General features: G+C 67.2%; 18 protein-coding genes. 11 read left to right on the top strand and 7 right to left on the bottom strand.

The window, feature by feature from the left end:
* Positions 1 to 118 precede the first annotated feature (118 nt).
* From ABZV91_RS03185 to ABZV91_RS03195, 3 genes are read left to right on the top strand one after another with little or no spacing between them, the layout of a single operon-like run.
* Positions 119 to 1,186 carry a hypothetical protein gene (locus tag ABZV91_RS03185; RefSeq protein ID WP_355234602.1) on the top strand — a complete coding sequence of 356 codons (1,068 nt, stop codon included), beginning with the start codon at positions 119 to 121 and terminating at the stop codon, positions 1,184 to 1,186.
* Positions 1,186 to 1,452, top strand: a complete 267-nt coding sequence (locus ABZV91_RS03190; RefSeq protein WP_030520000.1) for a DUF5703 family protein — start codon at positions 1,186 to 1,188, stop codon at positions 1,450 to 1,452. Before ABZV91_RS03185 ends, ABZV91_RS03190 begins: the two co-directional genes overlap by 1 nt.
* A complete protein-coding gene (locus ABZV91_RS03195; protein ID WP_355234606.1) occupies positions 1,449 to 2,534 on the top strand; it encodes a quinone-dependent dihydroorotate dehydrogenase in 1,086 nt (361 codons plus the stop codon). Before ABZV91_RS03190 ends, ABZV91_RS03195 begins: the two co-directional genes overlap by 4 nt.
* Before the next feature lie 13 nt (positions 2,535 to 2,547).
* On the opposite strand, the gene ABZV91_RS03200 is transcribed toward ABZV91_RS03195, so the two are convergent.
* Positions 2,548 to 2,928: a hypothetical protein gene (locus ABZV91_RS03200; protein ID WP_355234609.1), complete on the bottom strand. Its 381-nt coding sequence runs from the start codon at positions 2,926 to 2,928 to the stop codon at positions 2,548 to 2,550.
* Between the two features lie 367 nt (positions 2,929 to 3,295).
* Here ABZV91_RS03200 and ABZV91_RS03205 point away from each other — a divergent pair, with 367 nt between their 5' ends.
* Positions 3,296 to 4,795 (top strand): carbohydrate kinase family protein, encoded by a 1,500-nt coding sequence (locus ABZV91_RS03205; RefSeq protein WP_355234612.1) that lies wholly within the window; start codon positions 3,296 to 3,298, stop codon positions 4,793 to 4,795.
* Positions 4,796 to 5,035: 240 nt separating this feature from the next.
* Positions 5,036 to 6,868 (top strand): long-chain fatty acid--CoA ligase, encoded by a 1,833-nt coding sequence (locus ABZV91_RS03210; RefSeq protein WP_355234615.1) that lies wholly within the window; start codon positions 5,036 to 5,038, stop codon positions 6,866 to 6,868.
* Between the two features lie 50 nt (positions 6,869 to 6,918).
* On the opposite strand, the gene ABZV91_RS03215 is transcribed toward ABZV91_RS03210, so the two are convergent.
* From ABZV91_RS03215 to ABZV91_RS03230, 4 genes are all read right to left on the bottom strand, one after another.
* Positions 6,919 to 7,446, bottom strand: coding sequence for a YbhB/YbcL family Raf kinase inhibitor-like protein (locus tag ABZV91_RS03215; protein WP_355234618.1), 528 nt, complete (start codon positions 7,444 to 7,446; stop codon positions 6,919 to 6,921).
* 21 nt (positions 7,447 to 7,467) lie between these two features.
* On the bottom strand, positions 7,468 to 8,826 hold the full coding sequence (locus tag ABZV91_RS03220) for a M20/M25/M40 family metallo-hydrolase (protein ID WP_355234621.1): 1,359 nt from the start codon (positions 8,824 to 8,826) through the stop codon (positions 7,468 to 7,470).
* Between the two features lie 241 nt (positions 8,827 to 9,067).
* Entirely contained in the window at positions 9,068 to 9,961 is an 894-nt protein-coding gene (locus tag ABZV91_RS03225) for a helix-turn-helix transcriptional regulator (RefSeq protein WP_355234624.1), read from the bottom strand.
* A gap of 221 nt (positions 9,962 to 10,182) precedes the next feature.
* A complete protein-coding gene (locus ABZV91_RS03230; protein WP_281218515.1) occupies positions 10,183 to 10,311 on the bottom strand; it encodes a hypothetical protein in 129 nt (42 codons plus the stop codon).
* Between the two features lie 405 nt (positions 10,312 to 10,716).
* Between ABZV91_RS03230 and ABZV91_RS03235 the strand changes: the two genes are divergently transcribed.
* The 3 genes from ABZV91_RS03235 to ABZV91_RS03245 all read left to right on the top strand — a co-directional run bounded on the left by ABZV91_RS03235 (position 10,717) and on the right by ABZV91_RS03245 (position 13,294).
* The gene (locus ABZV91_RS03235; protein WP_355234627.1) at positions 10,717 to 11,172 is read left to right on the top strand and encodes a hypothetical protein; all 456 of its coding nucleotides are present in this window, start codon (positions 10,717 to 10,719) and stop codon (positions 11,170 to 11,172) included.
* 111 nt (positions 11,173 to 11,283) lie between these two features.
* Positions 11,284 to 12,123 (top strand): SAM-dependent methyltransferase, encoded by an 840-nt coding sequence (locus tag ABZV91_RS03240; protein WP_355234630.1) that lies wholly within the window; start codon positions 11,284 to 11,286, stop codon positions 12,121 to 12,123.
* 292 nt (positions 12,124 to 12,415) lie between these two features.
* Positions 12,416 to 13,294 carry an SAM-dependent methyltransferase gene (locus ABZV91_RS03245; RefSeq protein WP_355234633.1) on the top strand — a complete coding sequence of 293 codons (879 nt, stop codon included), beginning with the start codon at positions 12,416 to 12,418 and terminating at the stop codon, positions 13,292 to 13,294.
* 3 nt (positions 13,295 to 13,297) lie between these two features.
* On the opposite strand, the gene ABZV91_RS03250 is transcribed toward ABZV91_RS03245, so the two are convergent.
* Positions 13,298 to 13,624 carry an Lsr2 family protein gene (locus ABZV91_RS03250; protein WP_355234636.1) on the bottom strand — a complete coding sequence of 109 codons (327 nt, stop codon included), beginning with the start codon at positions 13,622 to 13,624 and terminating at the stop codon, positions 13,298 to 13,300.
* 266 nt (positions 13,625 to 13,890) lie between these two features.
* On the opposite strand from ABZV91_RS03250, the gene ABZV91_RS03255 reads away from it, so the two are divergent.
* The 3 genes from ABZV91_RS03255 to ABZV91_RS03265 all read left to right on the top strand — a co-directional run bounded on the left by ABZV91_RS03255 (position 13,891) and on the right by ABZV91_RS03265 (position 16,961).
* On the top strand, positions 13,891 to 14,778 hold the full coding sequence (locus tag ABZV91_RS03255; protein WP_355234639.1) for an alpha/beta fold hydrolase: 888 nt from the start codon (positions 13,891 to 13,893) through the stop codon (positions 14,776 to 14,778).
* Positions 14,779 to 14,907: 129 nt separating this feature from the next.
* Complete coding sequence (locus ABZV91_RS03260; RefSeq protein WP_355234642.1) at positions 14,908 to 15,390, top strand: MarR family winged helix-turn-helix transcriptional regulator; 483 nt, start codon at positions 14,908 to 14,910, stop codon at positions 15,388 to 15,390.
* Entirely contained in the window at positions 15,387 to 16,961 is a 1,575-nt protein-coding gene (locus ABZV91_RS03265) for a DHA2 family efflux MFS transporter permease subunit (protein ID WP_355234645.1), read from the top strand. Before ABZV91_RS03260 ends, ABZV91_RS03265 begins: the two co-directional genes overlap by 4 nt.
* 46 nt (positions 16,962 to 17,007) lie before the next feature.
* Here ABZV91_RS03265 and ABZV91_RS03270 read toward each other — a convergent pair whose 3' ends face one another.
* Positions 17,008 to 18,201 (bottom strand): hypothetical protein, encoded by a 1,194-nt coding sequence (locus ABZV91_RS03270; RefSeq protein WP_355234648.1) that lies wholly within the window; start codon positions 18,199 to 18,201, stop codon positions 17,008 to 17,010.
* Positions 18,202 to 18,367 lie beyond the last annotated feature (166 nt).

The raw sequence follows: 18,367 nt of genomic DNA on the forward strand, positions 1-18,367 counted from the left end.
TCCTGACCTCCGCACCCTCTGATCCGTACGTTAACCCGGCCCGTACCGGAGCCGGACTGCCGACACCCCACATACCCCGCTGCCACCGCCGCCAACCCCGTCGTGATCAGATAATCGAATGCAGCATCGGTCGATTCCGGACACAGAGCACCGGGTCCGGCGCCGGAGACCACGCGGTACCGTCGCCGCGTTACTGCTCACCGCCGCTGTCGCACTGAGCGGCTGTTCGGGCGACGGCGAGCCCGGCCCCGGCGACGTACCCACCCGCGAACCGGCGACACCGGCGGTCTCGCCGCCGGCCACCACCGCTCCCGCCGGCCGGGTCGATCCGGCCCCGACTCCCCTCACCGCGCTGGTCGGCGACCCGGGCAGCGGAAACCTCGCCGGCCTCGACCCCGCCGGAACCACACTCACCGTGTTCACCCCCGCCACCGAGCCGCCCACCACCCATCAGGTGCGGCTACCGGAGCCGGCCACCACGATCGCCGCCGGCACCGCCGGGGAGATCCTCGCGGCCGCCGACGGCGCGATCCTGCGCATCGACGCCGCGACCCGCGCTGTCACCCGGATCCCCGTCGACGGCGCACTGCACAGTGTGCGCTCCCGCCCGGACGGCACCCTGATCGCCGGTACCGCCGACGGCCGGGTACTCCTGCTCGACCGCGACGGCCGCGTCCAGCAGACCGTGTCCGGGCTGGTGTCCGCCGACGCGATCGCCCTCACCGGCGACACCCTCGCCGTACTGGACCGCCGCCAGGCCCTGCTCACCGAGATCGCCGCCGGTGGCGAGCGGCTCGGCCTCGCGCTCCGGGCCGGCACCGGGGCCGTGAACCTCGTCGAAGCCTCCTACAACCGAGTCGTGGTCACCGATCCCGACAGCGGCCAGCTCCTGGTGTTCACCACCGATCCACTCGTGCTGCGTCAGCGCTACCCGGTAGGATCGTCGCCTTACGCACTCGCCTACGACCGGCGTTCTGACACCGTATGGGTGACGTGCACGCAGAGCAACGAGATCGTCGGCTACGACCTGTCGACGGGAACACCGCGCGAGGTGGGCCGGTATCCGACGATCCGGCAGCCGAACGCGGTGACCGCCGACGACACCACCGGCGATCTCTACATCGGCTCCGCGACCGAACCGGGTCTGCAGCGCATCCCCGCGGACCAGCGCAAGAGAGGGCAGTGATGGCATCCACTCGACGTGCAGCGACCTCGCGCACCACGCTCCCGGCCACCTGGGAAACCAGCGGCGACGACTACGAGTACATACCGCTGCGCCTGCCGCCCGACGTCACCCGGGTCACCGCCTCGATGCGGTTGGCGATCCAGGCCGAATACGGCGGCTGGGAACTCTCGCGCGTCCGCGCCTACACCGACGGCAGCAGACGCGTCCTGCTGCGCCGCCGCAAAACCGCCCTCACCAGCCCCGCGGGGCACTCCGTGGAGCTATGAGCGTGCTATATCGATTACTGCTTCGGATCATGTTCCTGGTTCCGCCGGAACGCATCCACCACCTCGTGTTCGGGGTGATCCGCGCCGCTACCGCGTTCGCTCCCACCAGAGCGCTGCTGCACCGGCTGTTCGGCGTGAACGATCCCATTCTGCGGACCACCGCGTTCGGGGTCGAGTTCGCCGCCCCGCTGGGCCTGGCCGCCGGATTCGACAAGGACGCGACCGGCGTCGACGCCTGGGGCGCGCTCGGCTTCGGATTCGCCGAGATCGGTACCGTCACCGCCGCCGCCCAGCCCGGCAACCCGCAACCGCGCCTGTTCCGGCTGCCCGAGGATCGGGCACTGATCAACCGGATGGGTTTCAACAACCACGGCGCCGCAGCCGCGGCCGCCAGGTTGCACGGGCGGAACACGACCGTGCCGACCGGTGCGAACATCGGCAAGACGAAGGTGGTCGACGCCGCCCACGCCGCCGAGGACTACGCCACCAGCGCGCGACTGCTGGGCCCCCTCGCCGATTTCGTGGTCGTCAACGTCAGTTCGCCCAATACCCCCGGACTGCGGGACCTGCAGGCCGTGGAATCACTGCGCCCCGTCCTCACCGCCGTGCTCGACAGTGTGCGCGTCCCGGTCCTGGTGAAGATCGCCCCCGACCTGTCCGACGAGGATATCGACGCGGCCGCCGACCTGGCGGTGGAACTCGGCGTGGCCGGTATCGTCGCCACCAATACCACCATCGGCCGGGCCGGGCTCGCCAGCGACCCCGACACGGTCGCCGCGATCGGGGCCGGTGGGCTGTCCGGTCCCCCCGTCGCCGACCGCTCGCTGGAAGTGCTGCGCCGGCTCTACGCCCGGGTCGGCGACCGGCTGGTGCTGGTCTCCGTCGGGGGGATCGAAACCCCGGAACAGGCGTGGGAACGAATTCTCGCCGGGGCTTCCCTGCTCCAGGGGTACACCGGCTTCATCTACGGTGGTCCGTTGTGGACCCGGAGCATCCACCGCGGTATCGCGGCACGGCTGCGGGCCGGCGGCTATCGCAGTCTGGCCGACGCCGTGGGCGCCGGCCACGCCGCACACCGCTGACGGGGCCGAGCGCTCACGCCGCGGAACCGCTGCGGAGCGCACCGGGACCGTCCCGGCGAGGGACGGCCCCCGGCGGCAGCCGATCGTGCAGGTACTGCGATTCCAGCGCCCGGGCCTCCACCCGGGTGGCCAGTAGCACGACCACCTGTTCCCACACCAGTCCCAGCACATCCACCGACTCGGCGGCCCGGGCCAGCGCCGTCTCGTCGTACACCAGCGCGGGATCGGACAGGGCCTCGTCCACGGCCATCCCGGCATAGGCCTGCTCGAACGACAGGTCACGGTCGGGCAGCCAGCTCAGCCGCCACCACGAACCGTGCCGGGTCTGCACGCGTTCGGCGAATTCGGGGGAGATACCGCTGGTCATCAGCCAGTCGGTGATATGGATGGTCACAGCTGCCTCCTCAGGGGGCTCGGCACCGAGACCGGGCCGGAAAATCGGCCGGCACGGCATCGCTGCCGTCGGAAATATCGGGTCACGGGGATGCTCAGCGCTTCTGCGCAGAGGAAGGCTCGGGGTCCGTGTTCAGACGGCCCACGCCTCGTCGCGACTCGTGACGAAGTGCTCCGACCCGGGATTTCCTCACTGCGATCACCAGGCCCTCCCGTCCTCTGGATCGAGGGAAAACTCTCTTTCAAGTCTGTCATTTGACGTCTCACTGGTCAATGTGAATGTCAAACGCCCCTTGCACTATGGTTATTGCCATCAGTGACGGTGCTGAAACCCCTGAGCGGCAACGGACAGGTGAAAGGCGAGCCATATGGTTCCTCACGACGACACGGCAATCGTCGCGATCCGCAATATCCTGACCAGGCTCTGCAAGCGCTCGGGCCTCAGCCTGGAGAGACTGCGGACCACCGAGATCGACATCAACCCCTTACTCGATCTCCCCGTCGTCCGGCGATACGCGGAAGACCACGGCACAACCCGGCTCCAGGCCGTCCTGCCGGTCGTACGCGAACATGCGCGGCGATTGCCCCCCACTCACCGTGTGATCACGGATGCCGAATTGTCCCTCGGGCTACTGGAAGGAACAGACGAGCCCGATCTCGACCGCGCAGCGCTCTACTCCCAGGATCTCGGCGCACGCCGCGAATACCTCTCTACACACTGGCGTCGGCTACACGAACTGGCAGCCGCCGACCCCATACCACCGGCTCCTACGGTGCGCTCACTCCGCGCGGCTCCCGAACGCCGTGCTTTCACAGCACTGGCGGCGCTGTTGGTCACCGGCGCAGTTCACATCGACGACCCATACAGCCGTATACCCACGCGAGCGGGCACCGGGACCCTTACGGTCATCGGCGATGCTGTGATCGACCACGTCTACCAGGTAGAGACCATCCCCGACGCCCGGGGTTTCGCCCGTGGGCGCTTCACGGCGAACCCGGGCGGTAAGGGGCTCAATTGTGTCGTTGCGGCGGCACGCTTGGGTATCGATGTCAGATTCATTGCGTCTGTAGGAGATGACGAGGGCGGTCGACGCATCCTCGACTACCTGCGGTCCGAAAATATCGACACATCGTTGGTGAAGGTCGTTCCGAAGGCTGCCACACCGATCACCGCGTTGATCGTGAGTCGCACCGGCATCACCGGCACAATTGCGTGCACCGATGATCGGATCCGGTTGACGGACACCGAGCTCACCGCCCCACTCGTTCGGTCGGCCATCATGGATTCCGACGCCGTTCTCATCACTCTCGAGCCTCCGCTTCCGGTAATCGAGCAGGCATTGGCCACTGTCCAAGCACTGACCGACCGTCCGCCGGTACTCGTCACGTCTGCAAAGGTGGACTCTCCACAGGTCCTCTACCGCTATCTGCCCTATGTGGACTATCTGGTCGGCTCGCTCCGGGAGCTCGATTATCTCGTTCCGGAGGTGCCTGCTCGCTCCGGTCCCCATATAGCCGAGCAGCTGCGAATGCTCGGTGCCCGGGCCGTATGCGTTGTCGAAGACTTCGGATGCACCGTACGTTCCGACCAGCTCACACTCGACATCCCCCGCATGCAAGCTGCTGCACTCACAGACATCCCCGGCTCACGGTCAGCCTTCGTCGGCGCCCTCATCTATCGTTTGCTGTCAGTGGGCGGCCACCATCAAAGGTCGAATACACAACGTCGTTTCGCAGACGAGCACGACTTCGCGTGGGCAACCGCCGCCATGGTGGCGACACAAGCCTTTGCCGGGGACATACCCGGCACGATGCCGACCGTCGAAGAGGTGGATCGGATCATTCGACTGACTGCCGAGAGTCACTGATACCTACGTGTGCCAACGAGCGCGCGAGCCACGAGGTCCGCTGAGCACTTCCCCGGTCTGAACACCACCGGCCGATCCGGCGGCGGCACCCCGCGGAGACGGCGAAAGCCGCGTACGCAGGCCAATCCCCACCCCGGACGCCGAACGCTCGGTAACATAGTGATTCACATCACTGCCGCGGTGACCGTCTCGGCGGAACCGGTGGTACCCGGTCCGCGGCACCCAGCACCGGGATCGGACATGACCACAGATATCGTCTACCGGCACCGCACGGGCGCCCTCGTCGACACCGTGCCTGCGGCCTTCCAACAGACCATCACCCTGCGCCCCGACTCGGTCGCGCTGCGCACCGTCGGCGGCACTCAGCAGATCACCTGGCGCGAATACGGCGACCGGGTCCGGGTGATCGCCGCCGGGCTGTCCGCACTCGGCCTCGGCCGCGGCGACACCCTCGGCGTGATGCTCACGAACCGGCCGGAATTCAACCTCGTCGACACGGCAGCCCTGCACGTCGGCGCCACCCCGTTCTCCGTCTACAACACCTGCTCCCCGGAGCAGGTGGCGCATGCCTTCACCAACGCCCGGAACAAGATCGTCGTCACCGAACAGCAGTTCCTCGACACCGTGCGCGACGCGGGGGTGCCGCTGGATCACATCGTCCTCGTCGACGGGCCCGCGGACGGCACCACCGCGCTGGCTGACCTGGAAGCCGCACCCGACCCCGACTTCGACTTCGAGGCCGCGTGGCGGGCCGTCGAACCCGGCGACCTGGTCACCGTCATCTACACCTCCGGCACCACCGGCCCGTCCAAGGGGGTCGAACTCACCCACCGCAATGTGCTGGCTCAGATCATCGCGCTGAACAGCGGCCCCATGGACGTCGGACTCGACGACCGTGCCCTCTCCTACCTGCCCGCCGCACATGTCGCCGACCGGATCTCCGGGCACGCCATCAACCTCGTCACCGGCATCCAGATCACCACCGTCGCCGACCCCCGGGAGATCGCCGCCGCGCTACCGGACGCCCGTCCCACGGTGTTCTTCGGGGTGCCCCGGGTCTGGCAGAAGATCAAAGGCGGCGTCGAAGCCGAACTGGCCGCCGAAACCGGCGCCCGCAAAGCCATCGCGAAATGGGCCGTGGCCACCGGGATCGCCGCCGCCCGAGCCGATCTCGCCGGGACCGGCCGCGGCCCGCTGCTCGGCCTCCGGCACCGCGTCGCCGAGAAGCTGCTCCTCGGCAAAGTGCGTGCGGCCCTCGGCCTCGCGGAGTTGCGCGTCGCGTCCTCCGGGGCCGCACCCATTCCACCGGAAACCCTCGAATTCTTCCTGGGCCTCGGATTCTGCGTCTCCGAGGTCTGGGGTATGTCGGAGACCAGCGGTGTCGCCACCTACACCGAACTGGACAGACCCCGGCCCGGCTCGGTGGGCCGGCCGGTCGACGGCGTCGAACTCCGTCTCGCCGACGACGGTGAAGTCCTCGTGCGCGGCGAGATCGTCACACACGGCTATCGGGGCATGCCCGAGAAAACCGCGGAGGCACTGGACGCGCAGGGGTGGCTGCACACCGGCGATATCGGTGCCCTCGACTCCGACGGCTACCTCCGGATCATCGACCGTAAGAAGGAGATGATCATCAACGCGAGCGGCAAGAACATCGCTCCGAGCAATATCGAGAACGCCGTCAAAGCAGCGTCCTCACTGGTGGGCCAGGTCGTCGCGCTCGGCGAAGCGCAGCCGTTCATCACCGCGCTCATCGTGCTCGACGCGGATATGGCCGCGGTGCGCGCCAAGGAGATCGACGCCGCGGCAGCCGATATCGCGCAGCTGGCGCGACGCCCCGAGATCATCGAGGACGTGCGTGCGGCGGTCGCAGCGGGGAACACGAAACTGTCGCGGGTGGAACAGATCAAACGATTCACCATCGTCGATACGGTCTGGGAACCCGGCGGTGACGAACTCACCCCGAAGATGTCGCTCAAACGCGCCCCGATCGCCGCGAAGTACGCGACGCAGATCGAAGCACTCTGCGCCGATTCGCCACCCGGCACCGTCATCGAGGTACGAGCCCGCTGAACGCCGATGGCCCCGGCGGACACGCCGGGGCCATCGATGCGGGCGCGGTACTACTTCTGCTCGTAAATTCCGACCAGGATCGCCCGGGCCAGGGTGTGCGAGAAGAGATTGAAACCGAGGTACGCCGGGGAAGCCTCCGGCGGCACGCCCAGCGACTCCACATCCACCGCGTGCACCACGATGAAGTAGCGGTGCGGGCCGTGTCCGGCCGGCGGGGCCGCCCCGACATAGCCCGCGAACCCGCCGTCGTTACGGAGAGTCACCGCGCCGGACGGCAGGGTGCCGCCCTCGCTCCCGGCGCCGGCCGCCAGCTCCGTCACCGACGCCGGAATATCCGCCACCGCCCAATGCCAGAAACCGGAGGCGGTCGGCGCGTCGGGGTCGTATACCGTGACCGCGAAACTCTTGGTCTCCGCCGGGAATCCCGACCAGCTCAGCTGCGGCGACACATCCGCACCGCCCGCGCCGAAGACACCGCTGACCTGAGCGTTTCCCAAGGTCGCGCCGTCGGACACGTCGGCGGAGGTCAGGGTGAACGACGGGACCGAAGGCAGGGCGTCGTAGGGGTTGTCGGCCATTTTCTCCTCTTTCGGATCGATTCAGCTGTGCAACAGGAAGTGTTCCAGCACATCGGTGCCGAATTCGAGCGCTTCCACCGGAACCCGCTCGTCGACACCGTGGAACAGGGCCGCGAAATCCAGCTCCGGCGGCAACCGCAGCGGCGCGAACCCGAAACACCGGATACCGAGATGCGCGAATGCTTTCGCGTCCGTGCCCCCGGAGAGCATGTAGGGGACGGTCCGTCCCTGCGGATCGTGGGCCAGGATCGCGTCGTTCATCGCGTCCACCAGGTGGCCGTCGAAGGTCGTCTCGTAGGAGTCGAGTTTGGTGATCCACTCCCGCTCGACATCCGGACCGATGAGTTCGTCGACCTCGCGTTCGAACGCGGCCTGCCGGCCCGGGACGACCCGGCAGTCCACCACCGCCTCCGCGGTCTGCGGAATGACATTCGCCTTGTACCCGGCGTTCAACATGGTCGGGTTGGCGGTATCGCGCAGCGTCGCGCCGATGATCCGGGAGATGGACCCCAGTTTGGCCAGCGTGCCCTCGATATCGGGGCTACCCGGATCGAACTCCAGCCCGGACTCCTCTGATACGGCCGCCAGGAACTCGGCCACCGAATCGGAGAGGACCAGCGGGAACGTATGGGTGCCCAGACGTGCCACCGCGGCCGCCAGAATGGTGACGGCATTGTCCTCGTGCAGGAACGAGCCGTGGCCCGCGCGCGCCTTCGCGCGCAACCGCATCCAGCCGAGCCCTTTCTCCGCGGTCTCCACCAGATAGAGGCGCCGCTCACCGCCGTCCGGGCGCGGGACGGTCAGGGAGAACCCACCGACCTCGCCCACTGCCTCGGTGACACCGTCGAAGAGGTCCGGTCGGTGCTCCACCAGCCAATGCGAACCCCATTTGCCCCCGTTCTCCTCGTCGGCGAGGAAGGCGAAGACCAGATCCCGGGGTGGTACCGTCCCCTCGATCTTGAACTGGCGGGCCACCGCCAGCATCATCCCCACCATGTCCTTCATGTCGACGGCGCCGCGACCCCAGACGTAACCGTCCTGCACGGCGCCCGAGAACGGGTGCACACTCCAGTCCGCCGCCTGCGCCGGCACCACATCGAGATGCCCGTGCATCAGTAGCGCACCACGGCTCGGGTCGGCGCCGGGCAGCCGGGCGAAGACATTGCCGCGGCCCGGCGCGCCCGATTCCACGTATTCGGTGGTGTATCCGGCGTCTTCCAGTTGCCGCGCCACCCATTCGGCACACTCTCGTTCGCCCTTGGTGGTCGCGAGATCGCCGGTGTTGGAGGTGTCGAACCGGATCAGCGTACTGACCAGCTCCACCACCTCTGCCACGGCACGAGAACGAGCAGAACCCGAGTTTTCACCTGTAGCGGCCACGCCCCCTTCCTACCATCCTGAGCGTCCGGGTTTTCTTTCGGTTCGAGGGGTCGTCCGGAACGCATAGTAAGATGCGCATATCTACGTATCATGATTGCAAGCAGCTGTTTCTGGTTACTTGGGTGGTGCAACACAAGGCGCCCGATTCAGAAGTCGGGTGGCGCGAAAAAACCGGTCGATTCGCCGCTCCCCCCGGGCGGCCCGCGTACCGGAGCGGATGACCCTCCCCCGCCGCCGGGATCTACTCGGTGGGCAGTTCGGAGAGGACTTTACGCAGATAATCCCGGCTCTCCCCCGGGGTGAGCGCGATAACGCTCAATTTGTTCATCACCGTCATGTACACCTCGACGTCCTGCTTCTTCTCCAGATAGTGCGAGGTGGTGAGCTGCTCCATATAGACCATGTCCGGCAGCTCGGGCTCCGGGAACCGGAGAATACTGAACGAACCACCGGCCGCCGGATGACCGCCCACCGAATAGGGCAGCACCTGGATCTTGACATTGGGCCGGTCGGAGGCGGCGATCAGATGCTGGATCTGATCCCGCAATTCGGGATAGCCGTCGATCGGGCGGCGCAGCGCGTTCTCGTCCACGACCGCCCACAGTGTCGGCGCCGCGGCGCGGCTCAAGATGTCCTGACGGCGCATCCGCATACCGACCCGGCGTTCGGTCTCGTCGTCGTTACCGAGCGTGATCACCGACCGGGCGTAGGACTCCGTCTGTAGCAGACCCGGCACGAACTGGGCCTCGTAGGTGCGGATCGTCGTCGCGGCCTGCTCCAGGCCGATATAGTTCTCGAACCAGTTCGGCAGCACATCGTTGAACGGCTGCCACCACCCCGGATCGTTCGCCTTCTTCATCAGATCCACATAGACGGCCAGCTTCTCCGGATCGTCGACCCCGTAGAGCTTCAGCAGGTCGAGCAGGTCACGCTCCCGGAACCGGGTCCGGCCCAGCTCGAGCCGGCTGATCTTGGCATGGGAACCACGGATGTGATCACCGGCGTCCTCACGGCTGATCCCGCATGCCTCCCGCAAACGGCGCAATCTGCTACCGAGCGAGATCCGCAACACGGTCGGCCCGCGATCGGCTTCCGCCGTATCCGGGATATCGGAATCGTCTCGCTCGTGTGTCATGGTCGCCTCTGGCCAGTTGGTGCTGTGCTGCGTCGTACGGCGCCCGCCACCGCCGAACCGCACCGGTCGGCAGGCAATCCTACTATCCGGTAAGCGCATATTCCGGTAACGCGCCCGCTCCTGGCGGGACCGGCACCTGCGCGGCTATCGGCGGCCACGAACGTGCGAATCGAATCCTACAGTGCCGCATACCCGTACCATCTTCCTGTTTGCACGCGGTATCAGGTTTCCTTGCGTAAACTCCCCCACGACACGACGTCCGGCTTCACCTGTACCGCGAAGACCTGGGAGACGACACCGATGAGGGCATCGGCAGCAGGAGCGAGTACCACTGGAGTTGTTTCCAGCATAGCGCGTATCCGGCCGGCCCGCGGCGTCGAACCGGACGGACCGCCCGGCGGCGGCAACCCCCGCGCGAATCGGCGCGATCGAACCGGAAACGCGCGTAAGCCGTTGGCCGCCAATGCTTCACCTGTTCACCGGTGGTGGTGCTCATCCGGACGGATCGGGCGCCGCCCGATAGGGTGGTCCGCAGTCAACCGGAACCGGCCGTTCCCGCCGAGGCAGCCCGCTTCCACCGTACGTTCCGACGAACAGGACCCGGCCGCGAGTTTCTTCCACCGACTGCCGCACGCACCGCCGCACCACGGGTCGTCCTCGGCTCCGTCTCCGTGGCCGGGCGTCCGGCCCCTTTCCCATTCACCGCACCAGCCGGCGTGCCCGAGAACGGCAGCCGTAACAGTTGGAGGCTCCGTATGTCCGACACAGTCAGCACCACCGAGATCCGCACGAAACTCACCGAGGTCCTCGGTCACTCCAGTATCGACCTGGCCACCTCCAAAGACGGCGTCAACTGGGCGACCAGCGCCTTCTTCGCCAACCTCGACGACGATCTCTTCCGCCTCACCCTCATCCTGGAGAACAGCGGCCGGACCCTGGATCAGCTCAAGGCCAACCCCAATGTGGGCGTGAAGGTGGTGCCGGGCGGGATCGCGGATCCCTTCGCCCAGGGCCTGGGCACGGTCACCCTGCGCGCGCAGGCCGACCAGGACGAGACCTTCCAGGCGCTGCTGCGTAAAGAACCGCAGATCGAACCGTTCTTCGCCACGCCGGTCACCGCGTTGGTGATCGATATCGACTGGTGGCGGGTGACCCATCTGGGCGGCGGCTGGTTGCCGGGCAAAGTCCTGGACCGCAATACGGACTCCTGAGGAAACGCCGCCGGGCGGACGGCTTAACATCGCCCTGTTCGATTCACAACGTAGAGAGAGGTATTCATGGCCGAACCGGCTCCTCGGACAGGGGTTCGTGTCCCCGTCGGGGTGGACACCACACGGCCCAGCATCGCCCGCGTCTACGACTACAGCCTCGGCGGCAAGGACAACTACGACGTCGACCGCGCCGCCTTCGAGCAGATCCAGCGGATCGCGCCGCGGCAGGGCGATGTCTCCCGGATGAACCGGCGCTGGCTCCACCGCGTGGTGCGCTATCTGGCCGGGCCGGCCGCCATCGAGCAATTCCTCGATATCGGCGCCGGTCTGCCGACGGTGGGCAACACCCATCAGATCGCGCAGCAGGAGAACCCCGAGGCCACCGTCGTCTACGTCGACAACGACCCGGTCTGCAACGCACACGGGCGGGTGCTGCTGGAACAGAACGAGAACACCCATTTCGTCTCCGGCGATCTCCTCGAGGAGGACACGCTGCTGGAGAACAAGCACGTGCTGCAGTACCTGGATATGGACCGGCCGGTCGCGGTGATCCTGTGCGGGCTACTCCATCATCTCGACGACGAACTCGATCCACCGCGGGTCATGCGCGAATACATTTCCCGGCTGCCGGCCGGCTCGTATGTGGCGATCACGAATTTCTGGGATCCCGCCGACGAGAACCCGGAACTGCACGATCTGGCCAAGCGCCTGGAGCAGGCATTCACGGAGATGGGATTGGGTTCGGGGTGGTACCGCACTCGCGCCCAGCAGCTCGAGTACTTCGACGGCCTGGAGATCATCGCGCCGGGCCTGGTGGAACTCGAGGACTGGTGGCCGGCCGGACCGGCGACCAGGCCCCGGCTTCCGGAGGAAAAGGTGATCATCGGCGGCGTCGGCTACAAACGCCCTCCGGAAAGGACCCACTTGCACAGCGTGAACGGAAACGGCTGACCGATCGCCGACTCGTCCGGTGGTGCGCGGCACCGGGTTCCCCGGCTGCCGCCGCGATCGGACATCATCGAACACATCTATGGCGCAATATTTTTCACAAACGCGACAGCTCGGCCCGATACCGTGCCGAGCGCGCGTATCCGGGTTAAGCTCGGCGCACTCCGACGAAGCGAACCATATTCTCGCGCAGTTCGTTCGGCGCCGATTGCTCGCTGCGGCACCGCGTTCTACGCTTTGGTGACCCGACTCGTATTTCCACACAGTATTTCTTTCGCTCAGAGAGAAGGTCGAGATGGCCGAACCGGCGCACCGGACCGGCGTTCGCAAACCGGTCGGCGTGGACACCACCCGGGCCAGCATCGCCCGCGTCTACGACTACAGCCTCGGCGGCAAGGACAACTACGACGTCGACCGCGCCGCCTACGCCGCGATCCTCGAGGTCGCGCCCCGGCAGGGCGATGTATCGATCATGAACCGGCGCTGGTTGCACCGGGTCACCCGGCATCTGGCGGGCAGCGCGGGCATCGACCAGTTCCTCGATATCGGCGCGGGACTACCCACTGTCGCCAATACGCACGAGATCGCCCAGCAACAGAACCCCGAGGCCACCGTCGTCTACGTCGACAACGACCCGGTCTGCAACGCACACGGGCGGGTGCTGCTGGAACAGAACGAGAACACCCATTTCGTCCCCGCCGATCTCCTCGAGGAAAAAACCCTGCTGCGCAACGCCGATGTGACGCGCTACCTGGATATGGAGCGGCCGATCGGACTCATCCTGTGCGGGCTGCTCCATCATGTCGACGACGAACTCGACCCCGTGGGGATCATGCGCAGATATGTGGATCTGCTGCCGCCCGGGTCCTATCTCGCGATCAGTCATTTCCACGATCCCGGCCCGGCCGACCCACCGCAGCACGCGCTCGCCAGAGAGCTCGAACGCCGTTTCACCGAGAAGGGTCTGGGTTCGGGCTGGTATCGCACCACCGAGCAGATCCTCGAATACTTCTGCGGTCTCGAACTCATCGAACCGGGCCTCGTCCAATTGGACGACTGGTGGCCCGCCGGGCCATCGCTGCGGCCCCGGTATCCCGAAGAGCAGGTCATGGTCGGTGGTGTCGCCTACAAGCCGGCCGGCGACAGCACCGATCGTGGGAATTCTCGCGGGTAACCGCTACCCGTTCACGCGACGGAACGCGGCCAGGATTCCGGACGGTATCCGGCCGCGTGCCGACACCTCATGGCCGTTGCGCACTGCCCATTCCCGGATCACCTTCGCCGAGGCCGACCGCACCGGTCGCTCTCGTTTCGTTCGCGCGGCCCGACCGGCCTTGCGGGCGAACGGGGTCCACTTACCGAAGACCGCGCGCAATTCCCTCGCGTTGGCTTCGGTCAGGTCGATCTCGTACGTCACGCCCTCGAACACGAACACCACAGTCTCGGCCGCGGGTGATTCGCCGTCGAGGTCATCGATCAAACTGATGACGACCTTACGCGCCATGGGCTTGCTCCTCCGATCACCGATTACCTTGCCAGATATGACATCAGCTGCCCCCGCGGCTGTGCGAATGACCGGGCCTGCCCGCAGCGCCGGCACAGCGACCTCGTCCGGGGGATGTGAGCATACCGCTCCGGTTGTGATCGAAATAGCCGGGGCACGATCGGCACCCGGACTACGGTGACGGAATCGGACGAGAGGACGAAATCATAGGCGCGCACGAGGCCGATCGGCCCGAGACCGTGGAGTACCGGCTACCGCACCTGTCGATGACGGCGCTCACCTGGGGCGACGCCGGAGGCCGGCTCGCCCTGTGCCTGCACGGCTTTCCCGACAGTGCCTGGACCTGGCGCCATCTCGGCCCGGCGCTCGCCGACCGCGGATTCCGGGTGGTGGCGCCGTTCACCCGCGGTTACGCGCCGACCGCGGTCCCGGACGACGGCGACTATCACCTGGGAGCGCTCGCCTACGACGCGCTCGCGTTGTATCGCGAACTCGGTGCCCCGGCGGATGCGGTGCTCATCGGACACGACTGGGGCGCCCTCACGACGAATACTGTCGCGGCACAGCCTGATTGCCCGTTCCCCCGGGTCGCGTCGCTGGCGGTCCCGCCGGTCCCCGCCATGCGCCCGCGCCGGGACGCCGGAGTGGGCGCGTATCTGCGGCAACTCCGGTACAGCTGGTACATCCTGTTCAACCAGCTACCGGGGATTTCCGAACGCTCGCTGGGGCGGCTGATCCCCCGGCTGTGGCACGACTGGTCGCCGCGGTACGACGCCGAGGCGGATATCGCCCTGACGCTGGCCGCGCTGCCCACCGCCGCGCACCGGACCGCGGCGCTGTCCTATTACCGCGCGTTCGTCCGGGTCGCGAGGAAGCCGTCCGCTCGCTACATCGATCTCCACCGGCATTGGGACGGGGCGCCGCACGTGCCCATGCTGTATCTGCACGGCAGCGCCGACACGACCCTGCACCCGGCGTTCACCGCCGGGGTCGCCGAGGTCGTGGCACCGGCGGGCGGCAGTGTCCGGACCCTGCCCGGAGCCGGACATTTCCTGCATCTGGAACAGCCCGCCGGAGTGGCCGAGTTGCTGCTCGGCTTCTTCGCGGGCGACGCGCCGCACGGAGACCGACCGGGGCCCCGGCTCGGGACGTGATTTTTTCGCCCCGGGCCGGGCACTGCGCCCCGTTCCGGCGCGATGCGACTACCCGCACCGCTATGTTTCCGGTCACATACGAGATATTCCCGCTTCCGCAACTATTACGGACACCCATATGATCGCGCGGTGGCAAACGAGTCGGAGACGAGCACTCTCATCGAGCACTTCCTGCTCGCCGTCTGCGACCCGGGACGGTGGCAGGGCGTCGACCGGCTCGCCGAACTGGACCTGACCCTCTCCCAGGCCCGAGTGCTGTTCACTGTCGTCCGACGCCACGAGCCACAGCCCATCCACACCATCGCGGGCGAACTCGGCCTGTCGATGACCGCGGCCGGCCGCAATGTCGACCGGCTGGTCCGCCTCGACCTGCTCACCAGGCAGGAGAGCCCCACCGACCGCCGGGTCAAACTCGTCGGTCCCACCGAACACGGGCAACGGCTCGCCTGGGATCAGATCGCCGTCCACCGCGCGACGATCGATACGGTCGTCCACCGCTTGCCCGAGGCTTTACGGGAGGACCTCGAACGGGTCCTCACCGCCGTGCTCGAGTCCGGGGCCATACACAACGTCGTGGCGTGCCCCCCCGCATCGTCAGGAGACAATTCGTGAACGCAAGCCCAGCCCCCGCGACCGACGCGGGGGCTCCGGACAGAATCGACGCATCGGTCCTGAAACTGGCCGGTGTCGTGGTTCTCGGCGCCATCATGTCCATCCTGGACATCACGGTGGTGAACGTCGCCATGCCGACGTTCCAAACCGAATTCGACGTCGCCAACTACTCCACGGTGGCCTGGACGGTCACCGCCTACACGCTCGCGCTCGCCACCGTCATCCCGCTCACCGGCTGGGCCGCCGACCGTTTCGGCACCAAGCGGCTCTACATGACCGCCCTGGTGCTGTTCACCGTCGGTTCGGTGCTGTGCGCGCTGTCCTGGAACATCGGCGTGCTCATCGGGTTCCGGGTGATCCAGGGCCTGGGCGGCGGCATGCTCATGCCGCTCGGTATGACCATCATGACCAAGGCCGCGGGACCGGAGCGGATGGGCCGGTTGATGGCCATCCTGGGTGTCCCCATGCTGCTCGGTCCGATCCTCGGCCCGATCCTGGGTGGCTGGCTCATCGAGGACGCGTCCTGGCACTGGATCTTCCTGATCAACCTGCCGCTCGGTGTGATCGCCCTGGTCTACGCCTGGTTCATCCTGCCCAAGGACGAGCCGCGTGCCGGTGAAGCCTTCGATTTCGTGGGCATGCTGATGCTGTCGCCGGGTCTCGCGCTGTTCCTGTACGGCATCTCCTCCATCCCGGAAGAAGGCACCGTCGCCACACCGAAGGTCTGGGCGACCATGCTGGTCGGCGGGGCGCTGGTGATCGCGTTCGTGTTCTATTCGTTCAAGCCCAAGAATCCGCTGCTGGATCTGCGGCTGTTCCAGAACCGCGACCTGACTATCGCCACCGTGACGATGTTCCTGTTCGCGGCGTCGTTCTTCGGCGGGCTCCTGTTGATTCCCACCTACTTCCAGCAGGTGCGGGGCGAGAGCGCGCTGCTGGCCGGGTTGCTGGTGGCACCGCAGGGCATCGGATCGCTGCTCACCATGCCGATTGCCGGCATGCTGGTGGACAAGATGCCCGTCGGCCGGGTCGTCCCGGTGGGCCTGGCGATTCTCACCGCGACCATGTTCGGGCTGACCCAGATCGAGGCCGACAGTTCCTACTTCTATGTGCTCGGCGTGCTGTTCGTCATGGGTCTCGGGATGGGTCTGACCATGATGCCGCTGATGACGGCCGCGCTGCGCACCTTGAACGAGGCACAGGTCGCGCGGGGCTCGACCCTGCTGAACATCATTCAGCAGATCGCCAGCTCGGTGGGTGTCGCGGTGATCTCGGTGGTGCTGACCAACCGGATGCAGAACTCCGAGGCCGTCTCGGCCGGGCAGGCGATGATGGAGGCCCAGCGGACCGGCGAACAGCCCGATCCGTCGGTGTTGCAGTACGTGGCGAGCCTCGGCGACAAGTTCGAGTCGGTCATGCTCGGGGAGATGTCGGACGCCTACGCCGGCAGCTTCTGGGTGGCGTTCGTGCTGTGCCTGGTCACCCTGGGCTTCTCCGTGCTGCTTCCGCGTAAGGCGAGCGCGGTGGCGAAGTCCGATTCCGATACGCCGGCCCCGGTGCTCATGCACTGATCTCCCGGCACACCGGACCCGCACCGCCCGCCTGAACCGCCCCGGTTCAGGCGGGCGGTTGCGTTTCCCGGAACCAGTCGAGAATCCGCGGCAGCGCCGCCCGGACGGTGGCACCGTGGTCGATATCGCCGAGGTCGATCAATTCGGCGGTAGCACCCAACTCGGCTTTCGTACAGCGCAACGAATTCTCGAACGGGACACTGCGATCTCCGGCGGCGGCGAACAGTCGCACCGGCCCCGCCGCGGTCCAGTCGCAGACGGTATCGCTGTCTTCCATGGCCCGCAGGGCGGCGCCGGTGGGGTGATGTGCCAGTTCCAGGAATCGCGGGGTCAGCAACTTCTGCGGGGTGTCCGGTAGCCCCGAGGACACGGCCAGCAGATCGTGATGCCCGTCGAAGAGTCCGTCGATCCGCTGCGCGTAGGGCTGCTGGAACGCCTCGGCCGGATCGTCGTAGAGGTGGTAGACCCGGTTCATCGCGGTGATCCAATAGCCCAGGTAGAGCACCGCTCGCCGCCCCTCCACCCGGCCGTCCAGCGCGGCGGGGGCCTGTACCTCCTGGACGGCATAGGCGCCGCTCACCGCGGCGACCGCGGCCGGGGCGAACCCCGCTACGTCCCCGCTGTTCAGCTCCCGGCCGAGTGCCAGGGCGGCCTGGGCGCCCTGGGAGAACCCGACCACCAGAACGTTCGGATCCAGATCCCGGCCCTGTTCGACGAGCAGCGCGCGGGCCGCGCGGAGCAGATCCACCGAGGCGGAGGCTTCGCTGGGGGCATGGGCGTAGGGATGGAAACCCGGGCCTTCCCCGAGGCCCAGATAGTCCGGGGCGACAGCGGCGTACCCGGCGGCGGCGAACTGAACGGTGCGGGCACGTTCGGTCTCGCCGTCCGCCGAGGGGGACTCGTCGCGGCGCACCGTGGTCCCGTGCGCGTAGGAGACCAAGCGCACTCGCCGCACGTCGGTATCCGGGACCACCACCAGGCCGCTGGCAGTGGTGGGCGTCCCGTCGGTCGCGACGGTTTCGTACACGACCCGGTGGGCGCGGACACCGTTCGCCCGGGGCACCGGGTATTGCCATTCCGCGAGATAGTCGCCGGTCTGCGCACCGGTCATCTCGAAGACCGGCGCCACCGAGACGATGCTGCCGCGTTCGGGAGCGTCCGCGTCGTCGTCCACGCCGCACGCGGCCGCGAGCAGGCACAGCACACCGACCATCGACAGCAGCGCCCGGCGCATCGTCACCTTCGTTCTCCCGGCTGTGGTCCGATTCGATCGGGCCTCACCGTAGTCGATCCCCCGGCGACCGGACGCGAGGCCGTGCGAGCGCCGCAGCACCGACCGCGCCCCTGGGGCCGTATGGGTTTCGCTGTACCGCGGTTGCCGGCGACGGGTGCGGCCCGTCACGAAA

It is taken from the genome of Nocardia sp. NPDC004568, assembly GCF_040609955.1.
Classification (GTDB): Bacteria; Actinomycetota; Actinomycetes; order Mycobacteriales; family Mycobacteriaceae; genus Nocardia.